Below are 19120 nucleotides of genomic sequence, written 5' to 3'. Positions count from 1 at the left end.
CCGGTACAGCAACCGGGAACGGGGAAAATCGTCAGGCGTTACAGTATTTTTTTTTAATCACCACAAACAGCGTGCCTAACAAGCCAGCGGTTAACAAGGCAATTGGCAGGATCATCAGGATCGTCATTACCTGATCTTCATGGCGTTTAACGAACGGAATCATACTTAAGGCATAGCCGAAACTGGTTACCACGCTGACCCACAGCAATCCGCTTAACCAGTTGAAAAACTGGAAACGGCGGTTTGGCAAACCGGAAATTCCTGCCATGGTTGGCAGCAGCGTACGGACAAATGCAAGAAAACGTCCAGCCAGCAGCGCCAGCAGACCGTGGCGGTCAAACATGCAGGTGGCGCGCTGGTGATATTTAGCAGGAAGCTGTGCCAGCCAGCCTTTCACCGTTTTGGTATTCCCTAACCAGCGCCCCTGAATATAACTTAACCAGCAGCCCAGACTTGCTGCGGCGGTCAGAATCGCAATCGTAGGCAGAAAATCCATAACCCCCTGGGCAATCAATGCGCCAGCCAATATCAACAAGCTGTCGCCTGGCAAAAATGAGGCGGGCAGCAGGCCGTTTTCTAAAAACAGCGTGGCAAACATGACAAAGTAAACAACGCTAACAATATGAGGATCCGCCAGCGCGGCAAAGTCGTGTTGCCAGAGCGCAGCGATGATATCTTGAATAACAGCCATGGACTTTCCTGTGGAACAGCGTTTAAGCCTTTATCTGCCTATTGTACTCCTGATTCGTCCGGGACGCCTTGATCCCGGACGCAACAATTTAAGACTTTTCACAATAAAATGTCTGCAAAATTGTCCAAAAGTGGCAATGTTATACAATTCGCGCAAAACCGGCATCCAGATCGGCAATCAGATCGTTGACATCTTCCAGACCAATATGCAGGCGAATCAAGGTCCCGCTAAAATCGATCTCGCCTTGCGGGCGAATGGCGGCGATATGTTCTGGTTGATTTGCCAGGATCAACGACTCATAACCGCCCCACGAGTAGGCCATGCTGAATAAACTGAAGTTATCCAGATAGTTCGCCAGCTCTTCATCATTGAGCTTTTTCTTAAGCACAAAGGAAAATAGCCCGCTGCTACCTGTAAAGTCTCGTTTCCAGAATTCGTGGCCTTTACTGCCAGGCAGAGCAGGGTGGTTAACTCGCGCTACTTGCGGATGTTCTGCCAGCCATTCAGCCACTTTCAGACTGCTTTCATGATGTTGACGCAGGCGAACACCCAAAGTGCGCAGGCCACGGCTGGTTATATAGGCGGTATCGGCATCGACCATCTGGCCCATCAGATAGGCATTCTCCCGCAGCTGCTCCCAGCAACGGGCATTGCATACGGCAGTACCAATCATCGCATCTGAATGCCCCACCAGATATTTGGTAGCGGCCTGAATGGAAACATCAATGCCAAAATCCAGCGCCTTAAACAGCACACCGGCCGCCCAGGTGTTATCGACCATAATGATGGCATCCGGCACCACACTGCGCACTGCGGCAACAATCGCCGGAACGTCGTGGACTTCCATGGTGATGGAACCCGGCGATTCCAGAAATACGATTTTAGTGTTTGGCTGCAGATGTTTAACGATATCTGCGCCAATCAGCGGATCAAACCACGATGTCGTTACGCCCAGTTTGCTGAGGATTTTGCTACAGAAATCCTGACTCGGTTCATAGGCGGTGTTGGTCATCAACACATGATCGCCCTGTTCGACAAAAGCAAGAATGGAATTAGCAACCGCCGCCGCCCCGCAGGGAAATAGCACGCAGCCTGCGCCACCTTCCAGTTCGCACATCGCTTCTTGTAAGGAGAAATGGGTTAACGTTCCGCGCCGTCCATAGAACAACTCGCCATTGGCGCGATTGCGCGTTGCGTGTTTTTTGGCTTCCACACTGTCAAAGACCAGCGAAGAAGCGCGCTGAATCACGCTATTTACCGCGCCGAGAGTGTATTTTTTGCTGCGTCCTGCATTCACCAGTTGAGTATCAAGCTTTTTGTCCGCCATCTCGGGATTCCTGTTTTTATACGTCTGGATGTCTAAACTAGCATGAATATTCGCGGGCGCATCCTGAAGAATTGGCATAAAGCAGAAAATTTTCGCAAATGGCGTGCTGGTGACTTTTTTACTGCGTAAACGCAAGGAAAAGAAAGCAAAGGTACGGCAGTATGCAAATAGTAATGAGAACGACTATCAATTCGACGTCGTTTTGATATTATTATGCGCAGATTTTGTGACTTGCGTCCTGGAGATACACAGTGGGTAATAATTTAATGCAGACGGACCTTTCCGTCTGGGGTATGTATCAGCACGCCGATATTGTCGTTAAGTGCGTGATGATTGGGCTTATTTTGGCCTCCGTAGTCACCTGGGCAATCTTCTTCAGTAAGAGCGTAGAGTTCTTCAATCAGAAGCGTCGCCTTAAGCGCGAGCAGCAACTGCTGGCTGAAGCGCGTTCCTTAAACCAGGCCAACGATATTGCCGCTGATTTTGGTAGCAAAAGCTTAAGCCTGCATTTGCTCAATGAAGCGCAGAATGAGCTGGAACTGTCAGAAGGCAGCGACGATAACGAAGGTATTAAAGAACGTACCAGCTTCCGTCTGGAGCGTCGGGTCGCCGCAGTAGGTCGTCAAATGGGCCGCGGTAACGGCTATCTGGCAACCATCGGCGCGATTTCGCCGTTCGTTGGTCTGTTTGGTACGGTCTGGGGCATCATGAACAGCTTTATTGGTATCGCGCAAACGCAGACCACTAACCTGGCAGTCGTTGCGCCGGGTATTGCAGAAGCTCTGTTAGCAACGGCAATCGGCCTCGTGGCAGCGATTCCGGCGGTCGTTATCTATAACGTATTTGCACGTCAGATTGGCGGCTTTAAAGCGATGCTGGGTGATGTCGCAGCGCAGGTATTGTTGCTGCAAAGCCGTGACCTGGATCTGGAAGCCAGCGCCGCTGCGCATCCGGTTCGTGTCGCACAAAAATTACGCGCAGGATAATGTCCGATGGCAATGCATCTTAACGAAAACCTCGACGATAACGGCGAAATGCATGATATCAACGTGACGCCGTTTATCGACGTGATGTTGGTTCTGCTGATTATCTTTATGGTGGCGGCACCGTTAGCGACGGTAGATGTGAAGGTGAACTTGCCTGCTTCTACCAGCACGCCGCAGCCGCGCCCGGAAAAACCGGTTTATCTGTCGGTGAAGGCAGACAACTCGATGTTTATCGGTAACGATCCGGTCACCGATGAAACAATGATTACGGCGTTGAATGCGTTAACCGAAGGCAAGAAAGACACCACCATCTTCTTCCGAGCGGACAAAACCGTCGATTACGAGACGTTGATGAAGGTAATGGATACGCTGCATCAGGCGGGTTATCTGAAGATAGGTCTGGTCGGCGAAGAAACCGCCAAAGCGAAATAAAAATGATGCCCGGTTGCTTTTCACAACCGGGCATTTTTTTAACCTAAATGCTCGCCGCCGCACACGCCGTGCACTTCTGCGGTGACGTAGCTCGACTCCTGACTTGCCAGATAAACATATACAGGGGCCAGTTCCGCCGGTTGCCCCGCACGTTTCATCGGCGTTTGCTGACCAAACTGCGGGAGCTTATCCTGCGTTTGCCCGCCGGAAATTTGCAGTGCTGTCCAGATCGGGCCTGGCGCAACAATATTCACCCGAATACCTTTCTCTGCGACCTGTGTTGCCAGGCCACGGCTGTAGTTCAGAATCGCCGCCTTCGTAGCCGCATAGTCCAGTAAATGCGGGCTTGGCTGGTATGCCTGGATTGACGAAGTGGTGATGATACTGGCACCTTTCGGTAGCAGGGGGATCGCTTCCTGGGTTAGCCAGAACAGCGCGAAAACGTTAATGGCAAAGGTCTTTTGAAACTGTTCGCTGGTGAGGTCTGCAATATCAGGAATGGCAACCTGTTTCCCGGCGACCAGCGCCATAATATCCAGCCCGCCTAACGCCTTATGCGCTTCGTGAACCAGCGAACGGGCGAATTTCTCATCGCTTAAATCGCCTGGCAGCAGGACGGCTTTGCGTCCGCATTCTTCAATGATCTTTTTCACATCCTGAGCGTCTTGTTCTTCTACGGGAAGATAACTGATCGCCACGTCAGCCCCTTCACGCGCGTAAGCAATGGCGGCAGCGCGACCGATTCCGGAATCGCCCCCTGTCACCAGTGCTTTACGATCTTTCAGGCGACCGCTACCAACATAGGTTTTCTCGCCGCAATCCGGCACCGGTGTCATTTTCACCTGGATGCCTGGCGTCGGTTGTTTCTGTTTGGGATATTCACCAGTGTAATACTGCGTGGTCGGGTCTTTTAAATGAGACATCGTTTTTCTCCCTTCAGGTTCAACGTCCTTTAAGGGTAGACGCTCTCGATGCGTTGATAAGGGAACCAGGAAGATCCCTAAACCTCGGATTTATGCGACAAAGGTTTAACGGATATGTTGATTTGCTGTTGCGCGCTGTTTACTCAATTGCGATATACTGTTGCCCGTTTTAACTACACGACAGGAATGTATGGAACGTTTTCTTGAAAATGCAATGTATGCTTCTCGCTGGCTGCTTGCCCCCGTGTACTTTGGCCTTTCGCTGGCGTTAGTTGCCCTGGCGCTGAAGTTCTTCCAGGAGATTATTCACGTACTGCCGAATATCTTCTCGATGGCGGAATCAGATTTGATCCTCGTGTTGCTGTCGCTGGTGGATATGACGCTGGTTGGCGGTTTGCTGGTGATGGTGATGTTTTCCGGTTATGAGAATTTCGTCTCACAACTGGATATCTCCGAGAACAAAGAGAAGCTGAACTGGCTGGGGAAAATGGACGCAACGTCGCTGAAAAACAAAGTAGCAGCGTCGATTGTGGCAATTTCTTCCATTCACTTACTGCGCGTCTTTATGGATGCGAAAAATGTCCCTGATAACAAACTGATGTGGTACGTCATTATCCATCTGACGTTTGTGCTCTCTGCATTTGTGATGGGCTATCTTGACCGACTGACTCGTCATAATCACTGATCTGATTCGGGCGCGGTTCTCGCGCCCGTTATTAACAGGTCATTTATCGGAAGACGCCTGCCACAGATTCAGCTCGCCATCGGCGATATGCTGATCAATCTGCGCCAGCTCCTCGGTGCTAAATGTCAGATTATTCAGCGCCTGCACGTTCTCCTCAAGTTGCTCCGCGCGGCTGGCACCAATCAATACCGACGTCACGCGATCATCTTTCAGCAACCAGCTTAACGCCATTTGCGCCATTGATTGTCCACGCTGCTGTGCCATTTCATTCAATAACCGCAGGCTGTTGAGGTTGGCTTCGGTGAGCATTTTCGGCGTCAGACCACGAACTTTATTCCCTTCACGATGCATCCGTGAATCTTGCGGAATGCCGTTGAGATATTTTCCGGTCAGCAATCCCTGAGCCAGAGGAGTAAAGGCAATGCAGCCCACGCCGTTATTTTGCAGGGTATCCAGCAGGCCGCTTTTATCCACCCAGCGGTTCAGTAAATTGTACGAAGGTTGATGAATTAACAGCGGAATTTTCCACTCGCGCAGTAACTCGACCATTTTTTGCGTCCGCTCTGGCGAGTAAGAGGAGATCCCGACATACAGCGCCTTACCGCTTTGTACCGCATGAGCCAGCGCAGAGGCGGTTTCTTCCATCGGCGTATTTTCATCGACGCGATGAGAGTAAAAGATATCGACATACTCAAGCCCCATACGCTTCAGGCTTTGGTCGAGGCTGGCGAGCAGATATTTACGTGAACCGCCAGAGCCGTAAGGGCCGGGCCACATATCGTATCCAGCCTTGGTAGAGATAATCAGTTCATCGCGATAAGCGGCAAAATCCTCCCGCAGCAGGCGACCAAAGTTCTCTTCTGCGCTTCCTGGAGGCGGCCCGTAATTGTTGGCTAAATCAAAGTGCGTAATGCCTAAATCAAACGCTTTACGCAGGATCGCACGCTGTGATTCCAGCGCGTTAACGTGACCGAAATTGTGCCATAAACCGAGCGATAACGCGGGCAGGCGTAAACCGCTTTTTCCGCAATAACGGTACTGCATCTGCCCGTAACGCTCGGGATTCGCTAACCAGACCATGACCTCTCCTTTCCACCATTCAATTTCGAAACAATGTTTCTAGTTTAGCGATTCATCAGCGCGTATCCCGTAGTCTGGCTCACAGAGTGACGAAAAACTGGGCAAAAACACGTGCTTATGCTTTGCTTAAAAAAACACCAACTGAGGAGTGCAATGATGCCGCGTTTAACCGCCAAAGATTTCCTACAAGAGTTGCTGGATTACTATGACTATTACGCTCACGGGAAAATCTCGAAACGTGAGTTCCTCAACCTTGCGGCGAAGTATGCGGTAGGCGGGATGACGGCATTAGCGTTGTTTGATTTGCTCAAGCCAAATTATGCGCTGGCGACTCAGGTAGAGTTTACCGACCCGGAAATTGTTGCTGAGTACATCACGTATCCTTCACCAAATGGTCACGGCGAGGTACGGGGTTATCTGGTGAAGCCCGCAAAGATGAGCGGCAAAACGCCAGCCGTGGTGGTGGTGCATGAGAATCGTGGACTGAATCCGTATATCGAAGATGTGGCACGGCGAGTGGCGAAGGCGGGGTATATCGCCCTGGCACCTGACGGCTTAAGTTCCGTTGGAGGTTATCCGGGAAATGATGATAAAGGTCGTGAGCTGCAACAGCAGGTTGATCCAACCAAACTGATGAATGATTTCTTTGCCGCAATTGAGTTTATGCAACGCTATCCGCAAGCGACAGGCAAAGTGGGTATTACCGGATTTTGCTATGGCGGTGGCGTATCGAACGCGGCGGCTGTCGCGTATCCGGAACTGGCCTGCGCGGTGCCGTTTTATGGTCGACAGGCACCCACCGCCGATGTGGCGAAGATTGAAGCGCCTTTACTACTCCACTACGCGGAACTGGACACCCGAATCAACGAGGGCTGGCCTGCTTACGAGGCGGCGTTGAAAGCCAATAATAAGGTCTATGAGGCGTATATCTATCCGGGGGTTAATCACGGATTCCATAATGATTCCACGCCCCGTTATGACAAATCTGCCGCCGATCTTGCCTGGCAAAGGACGCTGAAATGGTTCGATAAATATCTCTCCTGATAGGTTTATCTCTTACGGGATTACGTCTTAAACAAGCATGAAAAAATAGCGTGCGCAAAAGTCGTTCTTTGCCTAAAATATCGCTATATATGGCAATATATAGCGAATGAGGTGAACGATGAATAACCATTTTGGTAAAGGCTTAATGGCGGGATTAAAAGCAACGCATGCCGACAGTGCGGTTAATGTGACAAAATACTGTGCCGATTATAAACGCGGTTTTGTATTAGGCTACTCACACCGGATGTACGAAAAGACCGGAGATCGCCAGCTTAGCGCCTGGGAAGCGGGTATTCTGACGCGCCGCTATGGACTGGATAAAGAGATGGTAATGGATTTCTTTCGTGAGAATAATTCCTGTTCTACGTTGCGCTTTTTTATGGCCGGTTATCGCCTCGAAAATTGATCAAACATACGTATTATCTTGCTTTAATTAATTACACTAATGCTTCTTCCCTTCGTTTTAGCGCCCCGCCGCAGTATCATGATATCGATAACCATAATAAATGTGTGGTAAATGGCGCATCGATCGCATTATTGATTTTGCGATTGAGGCAAAATATATGCCAGGTCTTCGCAACGGAATAACTATAAATGACTGGAGATAACACCCTCATCCATTCTCACGGCATTAACCGTCGTGATTTCATGAAGCTTTGTGCAGCATTAGCCGCCACCATGGGGTTAAGTAGCAAAGCCGCTGCAGAGATGGCCGAATCGGTTACTAACCCGCAGCGTCCGCCAGTTATCTGGATTGGCGCGCAGGAGTGTACCGGTTGTACGGAATCTCTGCTTCGTGCAACGCATCCAACGGTAGAAAACCTCGTGCTGGAGACTATCTCTCTGGAGTATCACGAAGTGCTTTCCGCCGCCTTCGGTCATCAGGTCGAAGAGAACAAACATAACGCTCTCGAGAAGTACAAAGGGCAGTATGTGTTAGTGGTGGATGGTTCCATCCCATTAAAAGATAATGGTATTTATTGCATGGTTGCCGGTGAGCCGATTGTGGATCACATCCGCAAAGCGGCGGAAGGCGCAGCAGCCATTATCGCTATCGGTTCCTGCTCTGCGTGGGGCGGTGTTGCCGCGGCTGGGGTTAACCCTACCGGCGCGGTCAGCCTGCAAGAAGTTCTGCCAGGCAAAACCGTTATTAACATTCCAGGCTGCCCGCCAAACCCGCACAACTTCCTCGCGACCGTTGCGCACATCATCACTTACGGCAAACCGCCGAAGCTGGATGATAAAAACCGTCCGACCTTCGCCTATGGTCGTCTGATTCACGAACACTGTGAACGTCGTCCGCACTTCGATGCTGGTCGTTTTGCCAAAGAGTTCGGCGATGAAGGCCACCGCGAAGGTTGGTGCCTGTACCACCTCGGCTGTAAAGGGCCAGAAACTTACGGCAACTGCTCAACGCTGCAATTCTGCGACGTTGGCGGTGTGTGGCCGGTGGCAATTGGTCACCCATGCTATGGCTGTAACGAAGAAGGTATCGGCTTCCATAAAGGCATCCATCAGCTTGCCAACGTCGAAAACCAGACGCCGCGTTCACAAAAACCGGACGTCAACGCTAAAGAAGGCGGCAACGTCTCTGCGGGCGCTATTGGTTTGCTCGGCGGCGTGGTTGGGCTGGTTGCCGGTGTCAGCGTGATGGCGGTGCGTGAACTGGGGCGTCAGCAAAAGAAAGATAACGCTGACTCACGGGGAGAATAACCGTGAACAGACGTAATTTTATTAAAGCAGCCTCCTGCGGGGCATTGCTGACGGGCGCGTTGCCGTCTGTCAGTCATGCGGCTGCTGAAAACCGCCCGCCAATTCCGGGATCGCTGGGGATGTTGTATGACTCGACCTTGTGCGTAGGCTGCCAGGCTTGCGTCACCAAGTGTCAGGATATCAACTTCCCTGAACGTAACCCGCAAGGGGAACAGACCTGGTCGAACAACGACAAACTGTCGCCGTATACCAATAACATCATTCAGGTGTGGACCAGTGGCACGGGTGTCAACAAAGACCAGGAAGAGAACGGCTACGCGTACATTAAGAAACAGTGTATGCACTGCGTCGATCCGAACTGTGTCTCCGTGTGTCCGGTCTCTGCGCTGAAAAAAGATCCGAAAACCGGCATTGTCCATTACGACAAAGATGTGTGCACTGGCTGCCGTTACTGCATGGTCGCCTGCCCATACAACGTGCCGAAGTACGACTACAACAACCCATTTGGTGCGCTGCATAAGTGTGAACTGTGCAACCAGAAAGGTGTGGAACGTCTTGATAAAGGCGGTCTGCCTGGCTGCGTAGAAGTGTGCCCGGCGGGCGCGGTGATTTTTGGTACGCGTGAAGAGCTGATGGCGGAGGCGAAAAAACGCCTGGCGCTGAAGCCTGGCAGCGAATACCACTATCCGCGTCAGACGCTGAAATCTGGCGACACTTACCTGCACACGGTGCCGAAATATTATCCGCATCTGTACGGCGAGAAAGAGGGCGGCGGTACTCAGGTTCTGGTACTGACGGGTGTGCCTTATGAAAATCTCGACCTGCCGAAGCTGGACGATCTTTCTACCGGTGCGCGTTCCGAAAATATTCAACACACCCTGTATAAAGGCATGATGCTACCACTGGCCGTGCTGGCGGGCTTAACCGTGCTGGTTCGTCGCAACACCAAAAACGACCATCACGACGGAGGAGACGATCATGAGTCATGATCCACAACCGCTGGGCGGCAAAATCATCAGTAAACCGGTCATGATTTTTGGACCGTTAATCGTCATCTGTATGCTCCTGATTGTGAAGCGTCTGGTGTTCGGTCTGGGCTCTGTCTCTGACCTGAACGGCGGTTTCCCGTGGGGCGTATGGATCGCGTTTGACCTGCTGATCGGCACCGGCTTCGCCTGTGGCGGCTGGGCGCTGGCGTGGGCGGTATACGTCTTTAACCGTGGACAATACCATCCGCTAGTGCGTCCGGCGCTGTTGGCGAGTCTGTTCGGTTACTCACTGGGTGGCTTGTCGATCACTATCGACGTCGGTCGCTACTGGAACCTGCCGTACTTCTACATTCCGGGTCACTTCAACGTGAACTCGGTACTGTTCGAGACGGCGGTCTGTATGACCATCTACATCGGCGTGATGGCACTGGAGTTTGCTCCGGCACTGTTTGAACGTCTGGGCTGGAAAGTGTCGCTCAAACGGCTGAACAAGGTGATGTTCTTCATCATCGCGCTCGGTGCGCTGCTGCCAACTATGCACCAGTCTTCAATGGGGTCGCTGATGATCTCGGCGGGCTACAAAGTGCATCCGCTGTGGCAGAGCTATGAAATGTTGCCGCTGTTCTCACTGCTGACGGCGTTCATCATGGGCTTCTCGATTGTCATCTTTGAAGGTTCGCTGGTGCAGGCGGGTCTGCGTGGCAACGGTCCGGATGAAAAGAGTCTGTTCGTTAAGCTGACCAACACCATCAGTGTGTTGCTGGCGATTTTCATCGTGCTGCGCTTTGGCGAGCTTATCTATCGCGACAAGCTGTCGTTAGCGTTTGCCGGTGACTTCTACTCCGTGATGTTCTGGATTGAAGTCCTGCTGATGCTCTTCCCGCTGGTCGTTCTGCGTGTGGCGAAGCTGCGTAATGATTCCCGCATGCTGTTCCTGTCAGCACTGAGCGCACTGTTAGGTTGTGCAACCTGGCGTCTGACCTATTCGCTGGTGGCATTCAACCCGGGCGGCGGTTACGCCTACTTCCCGACCTGGGAAGAACTGTTGATTTCTATTGGTTTTGTGGCTATTGAGATTTGCGCTTACATCGTACTCATTCGTCTACTGCCGATACTTCCTCCTTTAAAACAAAACGATCATAATCGTCATGAGGCGAGCAAAGCATGAGCCAGAGAATTACTATTGATCCGGTAACCCGTATTGAGGGGCATTTACGCATCGATTGCGAAATCGAAAATGGTGTCGTTTCGAAAGCATGGGCTTCCGGTACCATGTGGCGCGGCATGGAAGAGATCGTGAAAAACCGCGATCCGCGCGATGCATGGATGATTGTGCAACGTATCTGTGGCGTATGTACTACCACTCACGCGCTGTCTTCCGTTCGTGCGGCAGAGAGTGCGCTGAATATCGACGTTCCGGTTAACGCGCAATACATCCGTAACATCATTCTGGCTGCGCACACCACGCATGACCATATCGTTCATTTCTATCAACTTTCGGCGCTGGACTGGGTGGATATCACTTCTGCACTGCAAGCTGACCCAACCAAAGCCTCCGAAATGCTGAAAGGCGTTTCGACCTGGCATCTGAACAGTCCGGAAGAGTTCACTAAAGTTCAGAACAAGATCAAAGATCTGGTTGCCAGCGGTCAGTTGGGTATTTTCGCCAATGGCTACTGGGGTCACCCGGCGATGAAACTGCCGCCGGAAGTGAACCTGATTGCGGTAGCGCACTACCTGCAGGCGCTGGAGTGCCAGCGTGACGCTAACCGCGTCGTGGCGCTGCTGGGCGGTAAAACGCCGCACATTCAGAACCTGGCAGTAGGTGGGGTCGCTAACCCGATCAACCTCGACGGTCTGGGCGTGCTGAATCTTGAGCGTCTGATGTACATCAAGTCCTTCATCGACAAGCTGAGCGACTTTGTTGAGCAGGTTTATAAGGTTGATACCGCGGTTATCGCCGCGTTCTATCCGGAATGGCTGACGCGCGGTAAAGGTGCGGTGAACTACCTGAGCGTGCCGGAATTCCCGACCGACAGTAAAAACGGCAGCTTCCTGTTCCCGGGCGGCTACATTGAGAATGCGGATCTGTCCTCGTATCGTCCGATCACTTCTCATTCCGATGAATACCTGATCAAAGGCATTCAGGAAAGCGCGAAGCACTCCTGGTATAAAGACGAAGCGCCGCAGGCACCGTGGGAAGGCACCACCATTCCGGCTTATGATGGTTGGTCTGACGACGGGAAATATTCCTGGGTGAAATCACCGACTTTCTACGGCAAAACGGTAGAAGTGGGTCCGCTGGCTAATATGCTGGTGAAACTGGCGGCAGGTCGCGAATCTACCCAGAATAAACTGAATGAAATCGTTGCGATTTATCAGAAACTGACTGGCAACACGCTGGAAGTGGCGCAGCTGCACTCCACGCTGGGCCGTATTATTGGTCGTACCGTTCACTGCTGCGAATTGCAGGATATCCTGCAAAATCAATACAGTGCACTGATCACCAATATCGGCAAAGGCGATCACACCACCTTTGTGAAGCCGAACATTCCGGCAACGGGTGAGTTCAAAGGTGTTGGCTTCCTCGAAGCACCGCGCGGTATGCTCTCTCACTGGATGGTTATTAAAGACGGTATCATCAGCAACTACCAGGCAGTTGTTCCATCAACCTGGAACTCTGGCCCACGTAACTTCAATGATGACGTCGGTCCTTACGAGCAGTCGCTGGTGGGTACACCGGTTGCCGATCCGAATAAACCGCTGGAAGTGGTGCGTACCATTCACTCCTTCGACCCGTGCATGGCCTGTGCGGTACACGTAGTGGATGCCGACGGCAACGAAGTGGTTTCAGTGAAGGTTCTGTAATGCGTATTTTAGTCTTAGGGGTTGGCAATATTTTGCTGACCGATGAAGCCATCGGTGTGCGGATTGTCGAAGCGTTAGAGCAACGATACATTCTGCCGGATTATGTTGAGATCCTCGATGGCGGCACGGCGGGAATGGAGCTGCTTGGCGACATGGCAAATCGCGATCATCTGATCATTGCGGATGCCATTGTGTCGAAGAAGAGCGCGCCGGGAACGATGATGATCCTGCGGGATGAAGAAGTTCCGGCGTTGTTTACCAACAAAATCTCTCCGCATCAGCTTGGCCTGGCCGACGTATTGTCGGCCCTGCGCTTCACCGGTGAGTTTCCGAAAAAGCTGACCCTGGTCGGCGTGATCCCGGAATCGCTGGAGCCACACATCGGCTTAACGCCGACGGTTGAAGCAATGATTGAACCTGCGCTTGAGCAGGTTCTGGCTGCGCTGCGCGAATCAGGCGTGGAAGCCATCCCACGGGAGGCGACTCATGACTGAAGAGATAGCAGGTTTCCAGACCTCCCCGAAGGCGCAAGTACAGGCAGCTTTTGAAGAAATTGCCCGGCGTTCGATGCATGATCTCTCTTTTCTGCATCCTTCAATGCCGGTGTATGTTTCTGACTTTACGCTGTTCGAAGGTCAGTGGACGGGGTGTGTGATCACCCCGTGGATGCTGAGTGCAGTTATCTTCCCCGGCCCGGATCAACTCTGGCCGCTGCGCAAAGTGAGTGAAAAAATTGGTCTGCAACTGCCGTATGGCACCATGACCTTTACCGTTGGCGAACTGGACGGTGTTTCGCAATACCTCTCCTGCTCGCTGATGTCGCCGCTTTCGCACAGCATGTCGATTGAAGAGGGCCAACGCCTGACGGATGACTGCGCACGAATGATCCTTTCGCTGCCAGTCACGAATCCGGATGTACCACACGCAGGGCGTCGCGCCCTGCTGTTTGGCCGCAGGAGTGGCGAAAATGCATGAGTTGTCGCTTTGCCAGAGCGCCGTTGAAATTATCCAACGGCAGGCGGAGCAGCACGATGTTAAGCGCGTCACCGCCGTGTGGCTGGAAATTGGCGCGCTCTCCTGCGTTGAGGAGAACGCCGTCCGTTTTAGTTTTGAAATTGTCTGCCACGGAACGGTGGCGCAAGGGTGCGATTTACATATCGTCTATAAACCCGCCCAGGCCTGGTGCTGGGATTGCAGCCAGGTGGTGGAGATTCATCAGCACGATGCGCAGTGTCCGCTCTGTCATGGCGAGCGGTTGCGTGTCGATACCGGCGATTCGCTGATCGTCAAAAGTATTGAAGTTGAATAACCGGAGTTAACAATGTGTATTGGCGTTCCAGGCCAGGTGCTGGCTGTCGGTGAGGATATTCACCAGCTTGCGCAGGTTGAAGTATGTGGTATCAAGCGCGACGTGAATATCGCCCTGATTTGTGAAGGTAACCCTGCCGATCTGCTGGGCCAGTGGGTGCTGGTACACGTCGGATTTGCCATGAGCATCATCGACGAAGATGAAGCCAAAGCCACATTAGACGCGCTGCGCCAAATGGATTACGACATTACCAGCGCGTGATGATTAAAGCCGGATGCGGCGTAAATGCTTTATCCGGCTACATAGCGATAAGCCTGCCAATGTTGCGACTTACCCCTGACGCTTATCTTCCGTATTCGTCTCGAAATCACTGGCGTCATGGCGTTCATGCAACTGCTCGTTCAGCGGTCCGTTGGTGCGGTTAACAATACGCCCACGCTTCACCGCCGGACGTTCGCCCACTTCTTTCGCCCAGCGTTGTACGTGTTTATAACTACCTGCATCAAGAAACTCTGCGGCATCATACACGCCGCCTAACACCACGTTGCCAAACCACGGCCAAATCGCCATATCCGCAATGGTGTACTCATCGCCCGCAACAAACTTATGCTGCGCCAGTTGCTTATCCAGCACGTCGAGCAGGCGCTTGGCTTCCATGGTAAAGCGATTGATGGCGTACTCAATTTTCACCGGCGCGTAATGGTAAAAGTGACCAAAACCACCGCCGAGAAACGGCGCAGCACCCTGTAACCAGAACAACCAGTTCATTGCTTCAGTACGCTTTGCCAGATCCTGCGGCAGGAAGTAGCCAAATTTCTCCGCCAGATAAAGCAGAATCGATCCAGACTCAAACACGCGGATCGGCGGATTATGCGTATGATCGCGCAGCGCCGGGATCTTCGAGTTTGGGTTTACTTCGACAAAACCGCTGGAGAATTGATCGCCATCGCCTATGCGTATCAGCCAGGCGTCGTACTCTGCACCCGTAACGCCCAGCGCCAGCAGCTCCTCAAGCATAATCGTTACTTTCTGACCGTTCGGCGTTCCCAGTGAATAAAGTTGCAATGGATGTTTGCCAACGGGCAGCGTTTTTTCATGCGTCGGACCAGAAACCGGGCGATTGATATTGGCGAACGCGCCGCCAGCGGATTTATCCCACGTCCAGACTTTCGCGGGCTGATAAGTATTGTCTGTCATAGTGAGTTGCCTTCTGAGTGGTAGTGTTGAAGCAGTGTAGCAGGTCACTTGCTGTACAGAATGTGAATTTTTTAACCCTTTGCGCCAGCCGCTGCGATGAGGTGTATGATTAGTCTGACCTCTGTCCGGTTAATGTCGCTGAGCAGGTAATCAGAGCACAACAATTACGCCAACTGCTTAGGTTGTATTGTTAAAGGTAAAGTGATGAGCAAAGGAACGACCAGCCAGGATGCCCCGTTCGGGACATTATTGGGCTACGCCCCAGGTGGTGTAGCAATCTACTCTTCAGATTACAGTTCTCTCGATCCGCAGGAATACGAAGATGACGCCGTATTCCGTAGCTATATCGACGACGAATATATGGGCCACAAATGGCAATGCGTTGAATTTGCTCGCCGTTTTCTCTTTCTGAATTACGGTGTGGTCTTTACTGACGTGGGTATGGCGTGGGAGATTTTCTCGCTGCGCTTCCTGCGTGAAGTGGTTAATGACAACATCCTGCCATTGCAGGCATTTCCTAATGGCTCGCCGCGTGCACCGGTCGCGGGCGCGCTTCTTATCTGGGATAAAGGCGGTGAATTTAAAGACACTGGCCATGTCGCCATCATTACCCAATTGCATGGCAACAAAGTCCGTATTGCGGAACAGAACGTGATTCATTCCCCGTTACCGCAAGGGCAACAGTGGACGCGCGAGCTGGAGATGGTGGTTGAAAACGGCTGCTATACCCTTAAAGACACGTTTGATGACACCACCATTCTCGGCTGGATGATCCAGACGGAAGATACTGAATACAGCTTACCGCAGCCGGAAATTGCAGGCGAGTTGCTGAAAATCAGCGGAGCGCGCCTGGAAAACAAAGGCCAGTTTGACGGTAAATGGCTGGATGAAAAAGATCCGCTACAAAACGCCTATGTGCAGGCCAACGGTCAGGTGATCAATCAGGATCCGTATCATTACTACACCATTACCGAGAGTGCCGAGCAGGAGCTGATTAAAGCCACCAACGAGCTGCACCTGATGTATCTTCACGCCACCGACAAGGTGCTGAAAGATGACAACCTGCTGGCGCTGTTCGACATCCCAAAAATCCTCTGGCCACGTTTGCGTCTCTCCTGGCAGCGTCGCCGTCACCATATGATCACCGGTCGTATGGATTTCTGTATGGACGAACGTGGCCTGAAGGTCTACGAATACAACGCCGATTCCGCCTCCTGTCATACCGAAGCGGGCTTGATCCTCGAACGTTGGGCGGAGCAGGGCTATAAAGGCAACGGCTTCAATCCGGCGGAAGGGCTGATTAACGAACTGGCCGGTGCCTGGAAACACAGTCGTGCACGTCCGTTTGTCCATATCATGCAAGACAAAGATATCGAGGAAAACTATCACGCGCAGTTTATGGAGCAGGCGCTGCACCAGGCGGGCTTTGAAACGCGTATCTTGCGCGGGCTGGATGAACTGGGCTGGGATGCTGCCGGGCAACTGATTGATGGGGAAGGGCGACTGGTTAACTGCGTGTGGAAAACCTGGGCGTGGGAAACCGCGTTTGATCAGATTCGTGAAGTTAGCGACCGTGAGTTTGCTGCGGTGCCGATCCGTACCGGTCATCCGCAAAATGAAGTGCGTCTTATCGACGTATTGCTGCGCCCGGAAGTGCTGGTCTTTGAACCTCTGTGGACAGTGATCCCCGGCAACAAAGCGATTCTGCCGATCCTCTGGTCGCTGTTCCCGCACCATCGTTACCTACTGGATACCGATTTCACTGTTAATGATGAACTGGTAAAAACAGGTTACGCAGTGAAACCGATCGCCGGTCGCTGTGGCAGTAACATCGACCTCGTCAGCCATCATGAAGAGGTGCTGGACAAAACCAGCGGTAAATTTGCCGAGCAGAAAAACATCTATCAGCAACTGTGGTGTTTGCCGAAAGTGGACGGTAAATACATTCAGGTATGTACCTTCACCGTTGGCGGCAACTACGGTGGGACGTGTTTGCGCGGTGATGAATCACTGGTCATCAAAAAAGAGAGTGATATTGAACCGCTAATTGTGGTGAAAGAGTAATACATGTTGTAGCAACCCCGTACTGATTATGAAGAATAATCAGTACGGGGATTAATCAAAACATTCAACATTTATATATTCCAATATTTATTTATTTAATATATGAATATATTAACCAGTGGAATACCTGTGTTTTGATTATTTCTAAAGGTTTTGAATGAATGCTTATTATCTGATACACAAGAAATAACACTCTTTTTATCGTTAAAAAATGATATTTCACTTTGCCCACGCCGTTAAAGTCACTGATAATGCGTCCGTTCGTAAATTCAAAATGGCGTAATCTAATATATGCTAAATTTATTTGTTGGCCTTGATATATACACGGGGCTTTTGTTATTACTTGCTCTGGCATTTGTGTTGTTCTACGAAGCAATCAATGGTTTTCATGATACGGCGAATGCGGTGGCAACCGTTATTTATACTCGTGCCATGCAACCACAACTTGCTGTGGTGATGGCGGCATTTTTTAACTTTTTTGGCGTATTGCTAGGCGGACTTAGCGTTGCCTATGCCATTGTCCATATGTTGCCAACCGATTTGTTGCTGAATATGGGGTCAACTCACGGCCTGGCGATGGTCTTTTCCATGCTGCTGGCGGCGATTATCTGGAACCTGGGAACGTGGTTCTTTGGTTTACCGGCCTCCAGTTCGCATACCTTGATTGGTGCGATTATCGGCATCGGTTTAACCAACGCGCTGTTAACCGGCTCATCGGTGATGGATGCGTTAAACCTGCGTGAAGTGACCAAAATTTTCTCCTCGCTGATTGTTTCCCCTATCGTCGGCCTGGTCATTGCGGGAGGCCTGATATTCCTGCTGCGCCGCTACTGGAGCGGGACGAAAAAGCGTGACCGTATTCACCGCATTCCGGAAGATCGCAAAAAGAAAAAAGGCAAACGTAAGCCACCATTCTGGACGCGTATTGCGCTGATTGTTTCCGCTGCGGGCGTGGCGTTTTCGCACGGTGCTAACGACGGGCAGAAAGGGATCGGCCTGGTGATGCTGGTACTGGTGGGGATTGCCCCTGCTGGCTTCGTCGTCAATATGAACGCGTCCGGCTATGAAATTACCCGTACCCGCGATGCCGTCACCAACTTCGAACACTACCTGCAACAGCATCCTGAACTGCCGCAGAAGTTGATTACGATGGAACCTCCATTGCCTGCGACATCGACTGATGGCACGCAAGTAACAGAGTTTCACTGTCATCCGGCAAATACCTTTGATGCGATTGCGCGCGTTAAAACGATGCTGCCAGGCAATATGGAAAGCTACGAGCCGTTAAGCGTGAGTCAGCGCAGCCAGCTGCGCCGCATTATGCTGTGCATCTCTGATACCTCTGCGAAGCTGGCGAAACTGCCAGGTGTCAGTAAAGAAGATCAGAACCTGCTGAAAAAATTGCGCAGCGATATGTTAAGCACCATTGAGTACGCTCCGGTGTGGATCATCATGGCGGTAGCACTGGCGCTCGGCATTGGTACCATGATTGGCTGGCGTCGTGTAGCGATGACCATCGGTGAGAAGATTGGTAAGCGCGGCATGACGTATGCGCAAGGGATGGCGGCGCAGATGACGGCGGCGGTATCTATCGGCCTTGCCAGTTATATTGGGATGCCCGTCTCCACAACACACGTCCTCTCGTCTGCGGTAGCAGGGACGATGGTGGTGGACGGCGGTGGGTTACAGCGTAAAACGGTAACCAGCATCCTGATGGCGTGGGTGTTTACTTTACCGGCGGCGATTTTTCTTTCTGGTGGGTTGTACTGGATAGCATTGCAGTTGATTTAATCTTCCTGAAAATGCCCGGTC

Annotated in this window: 20 protein-coding genes; 15 read left to right on the top strand and 5 right to left on the bottom strand. The window is 51.7% G+C overall.

Annotated features, from left to right (window positions below; genetic code table 11):
• Nucleotides 1-31 precede the first annotated feature (31 nt).
• Both yghB and metC read right to left on the bottom strand, forming a co-directional pair.
• Nucleotides 32-691 (bottom strand): DedA family general envelope maintenance protein YghB, encoded by a 660-nt coding sequence (yghB, locus tag ACJHYD_RS09805; protein WP_000268426.1) that lies wholly within the window; start codon nt 689-691, stop codon nt 32-34.
• Between the two features lie 139 nt (nt 692-830).
• Nucleotides 831-2018: a cystathionine beta-lyase gene (gene metC / locus ACJHYD_RS09800; protein ID WP_001551653.1), complete on the bottom strand. Its 1188-nt coding sequence runs from the start codon at nt 2016-2018 to the stop codon at nt 831-833.
• A 251-nt stretch (nt 2019-2269) separates the two neighbouring features.
• Here metC and exbB point away from each other — a divergent pair, with 251 nt between their 5' ends.
• A complete protein-coding gene (gene exbB / locus ACJHYD_RS09795) occupies nt 2270-3004 on the top strand; it encodes a tol-pal system-associated acyl-CoA thioesterase (protein ID WP_000527844.1) in 735 nt (244 codons plus the stop codon).
• A gap of 6 nt (nt 3005-3010) precedes the next feature.
• Nucleotides 3011-3436 (top strand): TonB system transport protein ExbD, encoded by a 426-nt coding sequence (exbD, locus tag ACJHYD_RS09790; RefSeq protein WP_001240712.1) that lies wholly within the window; start codon nt 3011-3013, stop codon nt 3434-3436.
• Nucleotides 3437-3474: 38 nt separating this feature from the next.
• Here exbD and yghA read toward each other — a convergent pair whose 3' ends face one another.
• Entirely contained in the window at nt 3475-4359 is an 885-nt protein-coding gene (gene yghA / locus ACJHYD_RS09785; RefSeq protein WP_109553694.1) for an NADP(+)-dependent aldehyde reductase, read from the bottom strand.
• A 190-nt stretch (nt 4360-4549) separates the two neighbouring features.
• On the opposite strand from yghA, the gene ACJHYD_RS09780 reads away from it, so the two are divergent.
• Complete coding sequence (locus ACJHYD_RS09780) at nt 4550-5044, top strand: TIGR00645 family protein (protein ID WP_000439331.1); 495 nt, start codon at nt 4550-4552, stop codon at nt 5042-5044.
• 39 nt (nt 5045-5083) lie between these two features.
• On the opposite strand, the gene gpr is transcribed toward ACJHYD_RS09780, so the two are convergent.
• Entirely contained in the window at nt 5084-6124 is a 1041-nt protein-coding gene (gene gpr, locus ACJHYD_RS09775) for an L-glyceraldehyde 3-phosphate reductase (protein WP_000262171.1), read from the bottom strand.
• 156 nt (nt 6125-6280) lie between these two features.
• Here gpr and yghX point away from each other — a divergent pair, with 156 nt between their 5' ends.
• The 10 genes from yghX (at nt 6281) to hybG (ending at nt 14308) form a co-directional block, all read left to right on the top strand.
• A complete protein-coding gene (gene yghX / locus ACJHYD_RS09770) occupies nt 6281-7168 on the top strand; it encodes a YghX family hydrolase (protein WP_001551652.1) in 888 nt (295 codons plus the stop codon).
• A gap of 118 nt (nt 7169-7286) precedes the next feature.
• The gene (gene yghW, locus ACJHYD_RS09765; RefSeq protein ID WP_001059139.1) at nt 7287-7574 is read left to right on the top strand and encodes a DUF2623 family protein YghW; all 288 of its coding nucleotides are present in this window, start codon (nt 7287-7289) and stop codon (nt 7572-7574) included.
• A 188-nt stretch (nt 7575-7762) separates the two neighbouring features.
• Nucleotides 7763-8881, top strand: coding sequence for a hydrogenase 2 small subunit (hybO, locus tag ACJHYD_RS09760; protein WP_000145410.1), 1119 nt, complete (start codon nt 7763-7765; stop codon nt 8879-8881).
• 2 nt (nt 8882-8883) lie between these two features.
• Complete coding sequence (gene hybA / locus ACJHYD_RS09755; protein WP_001081870.1) at nt 8884-9870, top strand: hydrogenase 2 operon protein HybA; 987 nt, start codon at nt 8884-8886, stop codon at nt 9868-9870.
• The gene (hybB, locus tag ACJHYD_RS09750) at nt 9860-11038 is read left to right on the top strand and encodes a Ni/Fe-hydrogenase cytochrome b subunit (protein ID WP_000017694.1); all 1179 of its coding nucleotides are present in this window, start codon (nt 9860-9862) and stop codon (nt 11036-11038) included. Before hybA ends, hybB begins: the two co-directional genes overlap by 11 nt.
• Nucleotides 11035-12738, top strand: coding sequence for a hydrogenase 2 large subunit (gene hybC / locus ACJHYD_RS09745; RefSeq protein ID WP_000083065.1), 1704 nt, complete (start codon nt 11035-11037; stop codon nt 12736-12738). Before hybB ends, hybC begins: the two co-directional genes overlap by 4 nt.
• A complete protein-coding gene (locus ACJHYD_RS09740; RefSeq protein WP_001221954.1) occupies nt 12738-13232 on the top strand; it encodes a HyaD/HybD family hydrogenase maturation endopeptidase in 495 nt (164 codons plus the stop codon). The genes hybC and ACJHYD_RS09740 overlap by 1 nt, the downstream gene beginning before the upstream one ends.
• Entirely contained in the window at nt 13225-13713 is a 489-nt protein-coding gene (gene hybE / locus ACJHYD_RS09735; RefSeq protein ID WP_000134014.1) for a hydrogenase-2 assembly chaperone, read from the top strand. Before ACJHYD_RS09740 ends, hybE begins: the two co-directional genes overlap by 8 nt.
• Nucleotides 13706-14047 (top strand): hydrogenase maturation nickel metallochaperone HypA, encoded by a 342-nt coding sequence (gene hypA, locus ACJHYD_RS09730; protein WP_001551651.1) that lies wholly within the window; start codon nt 13706-13708, stop codon nt 14045-14047. Before hybE ends, hypA begins: the two co-directional genes overlap by 8 nt.
• Nucleotides 14048-14059: 12 nt before the next feature.
• Nucleotides 14060-14308: a hydrogenase maturation factor HybG gene (gene hybG, locus ACJHYD_RS09725; RefSeq protein WP_000334896.1), complete on the top strand. Its 249-nt coding sequence runs from the start codon at nt 14060-14062 to the stop codon at nt 14306-14308.
• Between the two features lie 69 nt (nt 14309-14377).
• Here hybG and yghU read toward each other — a convergent pair whose 3' ends face one another.
• Nucleotides 14378-15244: a glutathione-dependent disulfide-bond oxidoreductase gene (gene yghU, locus ACJHYD_RS09720; RefSeq protein ID WP_001400742.1), complete on the bottom strand. Its 867-nt coding sequence runs from the start codon at nt 15242-15244 to the stop codon at nt 14378-14380.
• A 204-nt stretch (nt 15245-15448) separates the two neighbouring features.
• On the opposite strand from yghU, the gene gss reads away from it, so the two are divergent.
• Together gss and pitB are read left to right on the top strand one after the other, a co-directional pair.
• Nucleotides 15449-17308 (top strand): bifunctional glutathionylspermidine amidase/synthase, encoded by a 1860-nt coding sequence (gene gss, locus ACJHYD_RS09715; RefSeq protein ID WP_001295514.1) that lies wholly within the window; start codon nt 15449-15451, stop codon nt 17306-17308.
• A gap of 291 nt (nt 17309-17599) precedes the next feature.
• Nucleotides 17600-19099, top strand: a complete 1500-nt coding sequence (gene pitB, locus ACJHYD_RS09710; RefSeq protein ID WP_001527679.1) for an inorganic phosphate transporter PitB — start codon at nt 17600-17602, stop codon at nt 19097-19099.
• Nucleotides 19100-19120: the final 21 nt, after the last annotated feature.

Source organism: Escherichia sp. WS1368 (genome assembly GCF_046487485.1).
Lineage (GTDB): Bacteria > Pseudomonadota > Gammaproteobacteria > Enterobacterales > Enterobacteriaceae > Escherichia > Escherichia coli.
Note: the sequence above shows the minus strand (reverse complement) of the source record. Positions and strands in the feature narration are given on the sequence as shown.

Coding starts and splice junctions, on each gene's coding strand:
- hybO (WP_000145410.1), top strand. CDS start 7,763: ATGACTGGAGATAACACCCTCATCCATTCTCACGGCATTAACCGTCGT.
- ACJHYD_RS09740 (WP_001221954.1), top strand. CDS start 12,738: ATGCGTATTTTAGTCTTAGGGGTTGGCAATATTTTGCTGACCGATGAA.
- metC (WP_001551653.1), bottom strand. CDS start 2,018: ATGGCGGACAAAAAGCTTGATACTCAACTGGTGAATGCAGGACGCAGC.
- hybB (WP_000017694.1), top strand. CDS start 9,860: ATGAGTCATGATCCACAACCGCTGGGCGGCAAAATCATCAGTAAACCG.
- hybC (WP_000083065.1), top strand. CDS start 11,035: ATGAGCCAGAGAATTACTATTGATCCGGTAACCCGTATTGAGGGGCAT.
- gss (WP_001295514.1), top strand. CDS start 15,449: ATGAGCAAAGGAACGACCAGCCAGGATGCCCCGTTCGGGACATTATTG.
- ACJHYD_RS09780 (WP_000439331.1), top strand. CDS start 4,550: ATGGAACGTTTTCTTGAAAATGCAATGTATGCTTCTCGCTGGCTGCTT.
- hybE (WP_000134014.1), top strand. CDS start 13,225: ATGACTGAAGAGATAGCAGGTTTCCAGACCTCCCCGAAGGCGCAAGTA.
- pitB (WP_001527679.1), top strand. CDS start 17,600: ATGCTAAATTTATTTGTTGGCCTTGATATATACACGGGGCTTTTGTTA.
- hypA (WP_001551651.1), top strand. CDS start 13,706: ATGCATGAGTTGTCGCTTTGCCAGAGCGCCGTTGAAATTATCCAACGG.
- hybG (WP_000334896.1), top strand. CDS start 14,060: ATGTGTATTGGCGTTCCAGGCCAGGTGCTGGCTGTCGGTGAGGATATT.
- yghA (WP_109553694.1), bottom strand. CDS start 4,359: ATGTCTCATTTAAAAGACCCGACCACGCAGTATTACACTGGTGAATAT.
- yghX (WP_001551652.1), top strand. CDS start 6,281: ATGCCGCGTTTAACCGCCAAAGATTTCCTACAAGAGTTGCTGGATTAC.
- yghB (WP_000268426.1), bottom strand. CDS start 691: ATGGCTGTTATTCAAGATATCATCGCTGCGCTCTGGCAACACGACTTT.
- gpr (WP_000262171.1), bottom strand. CDS start 6,124: ATGGTCTGGTTAGCGAATCCCGAGCGTTACGGGCAGATGCAGTACCGT.
- yghU (WP_001400742.1), bottom strand. CDS start 15,244: ATGACAGACAATACTTATCAGCCCGCGAAAGTCTGGACGTGGGATAAA.
- exbD (WP_001240712.1), top strand. CDS start 3,011: ATGGCAATGCATCTTAACGAAAACCTCGACGATAACGGCGAAATGCAT.
- yghW (WP_001059139.1), top strand. CDS start 7,287: ATGAATAACCATTTTGGTAAAGGCTTAATGGCGGGATTAAAAGCAACG.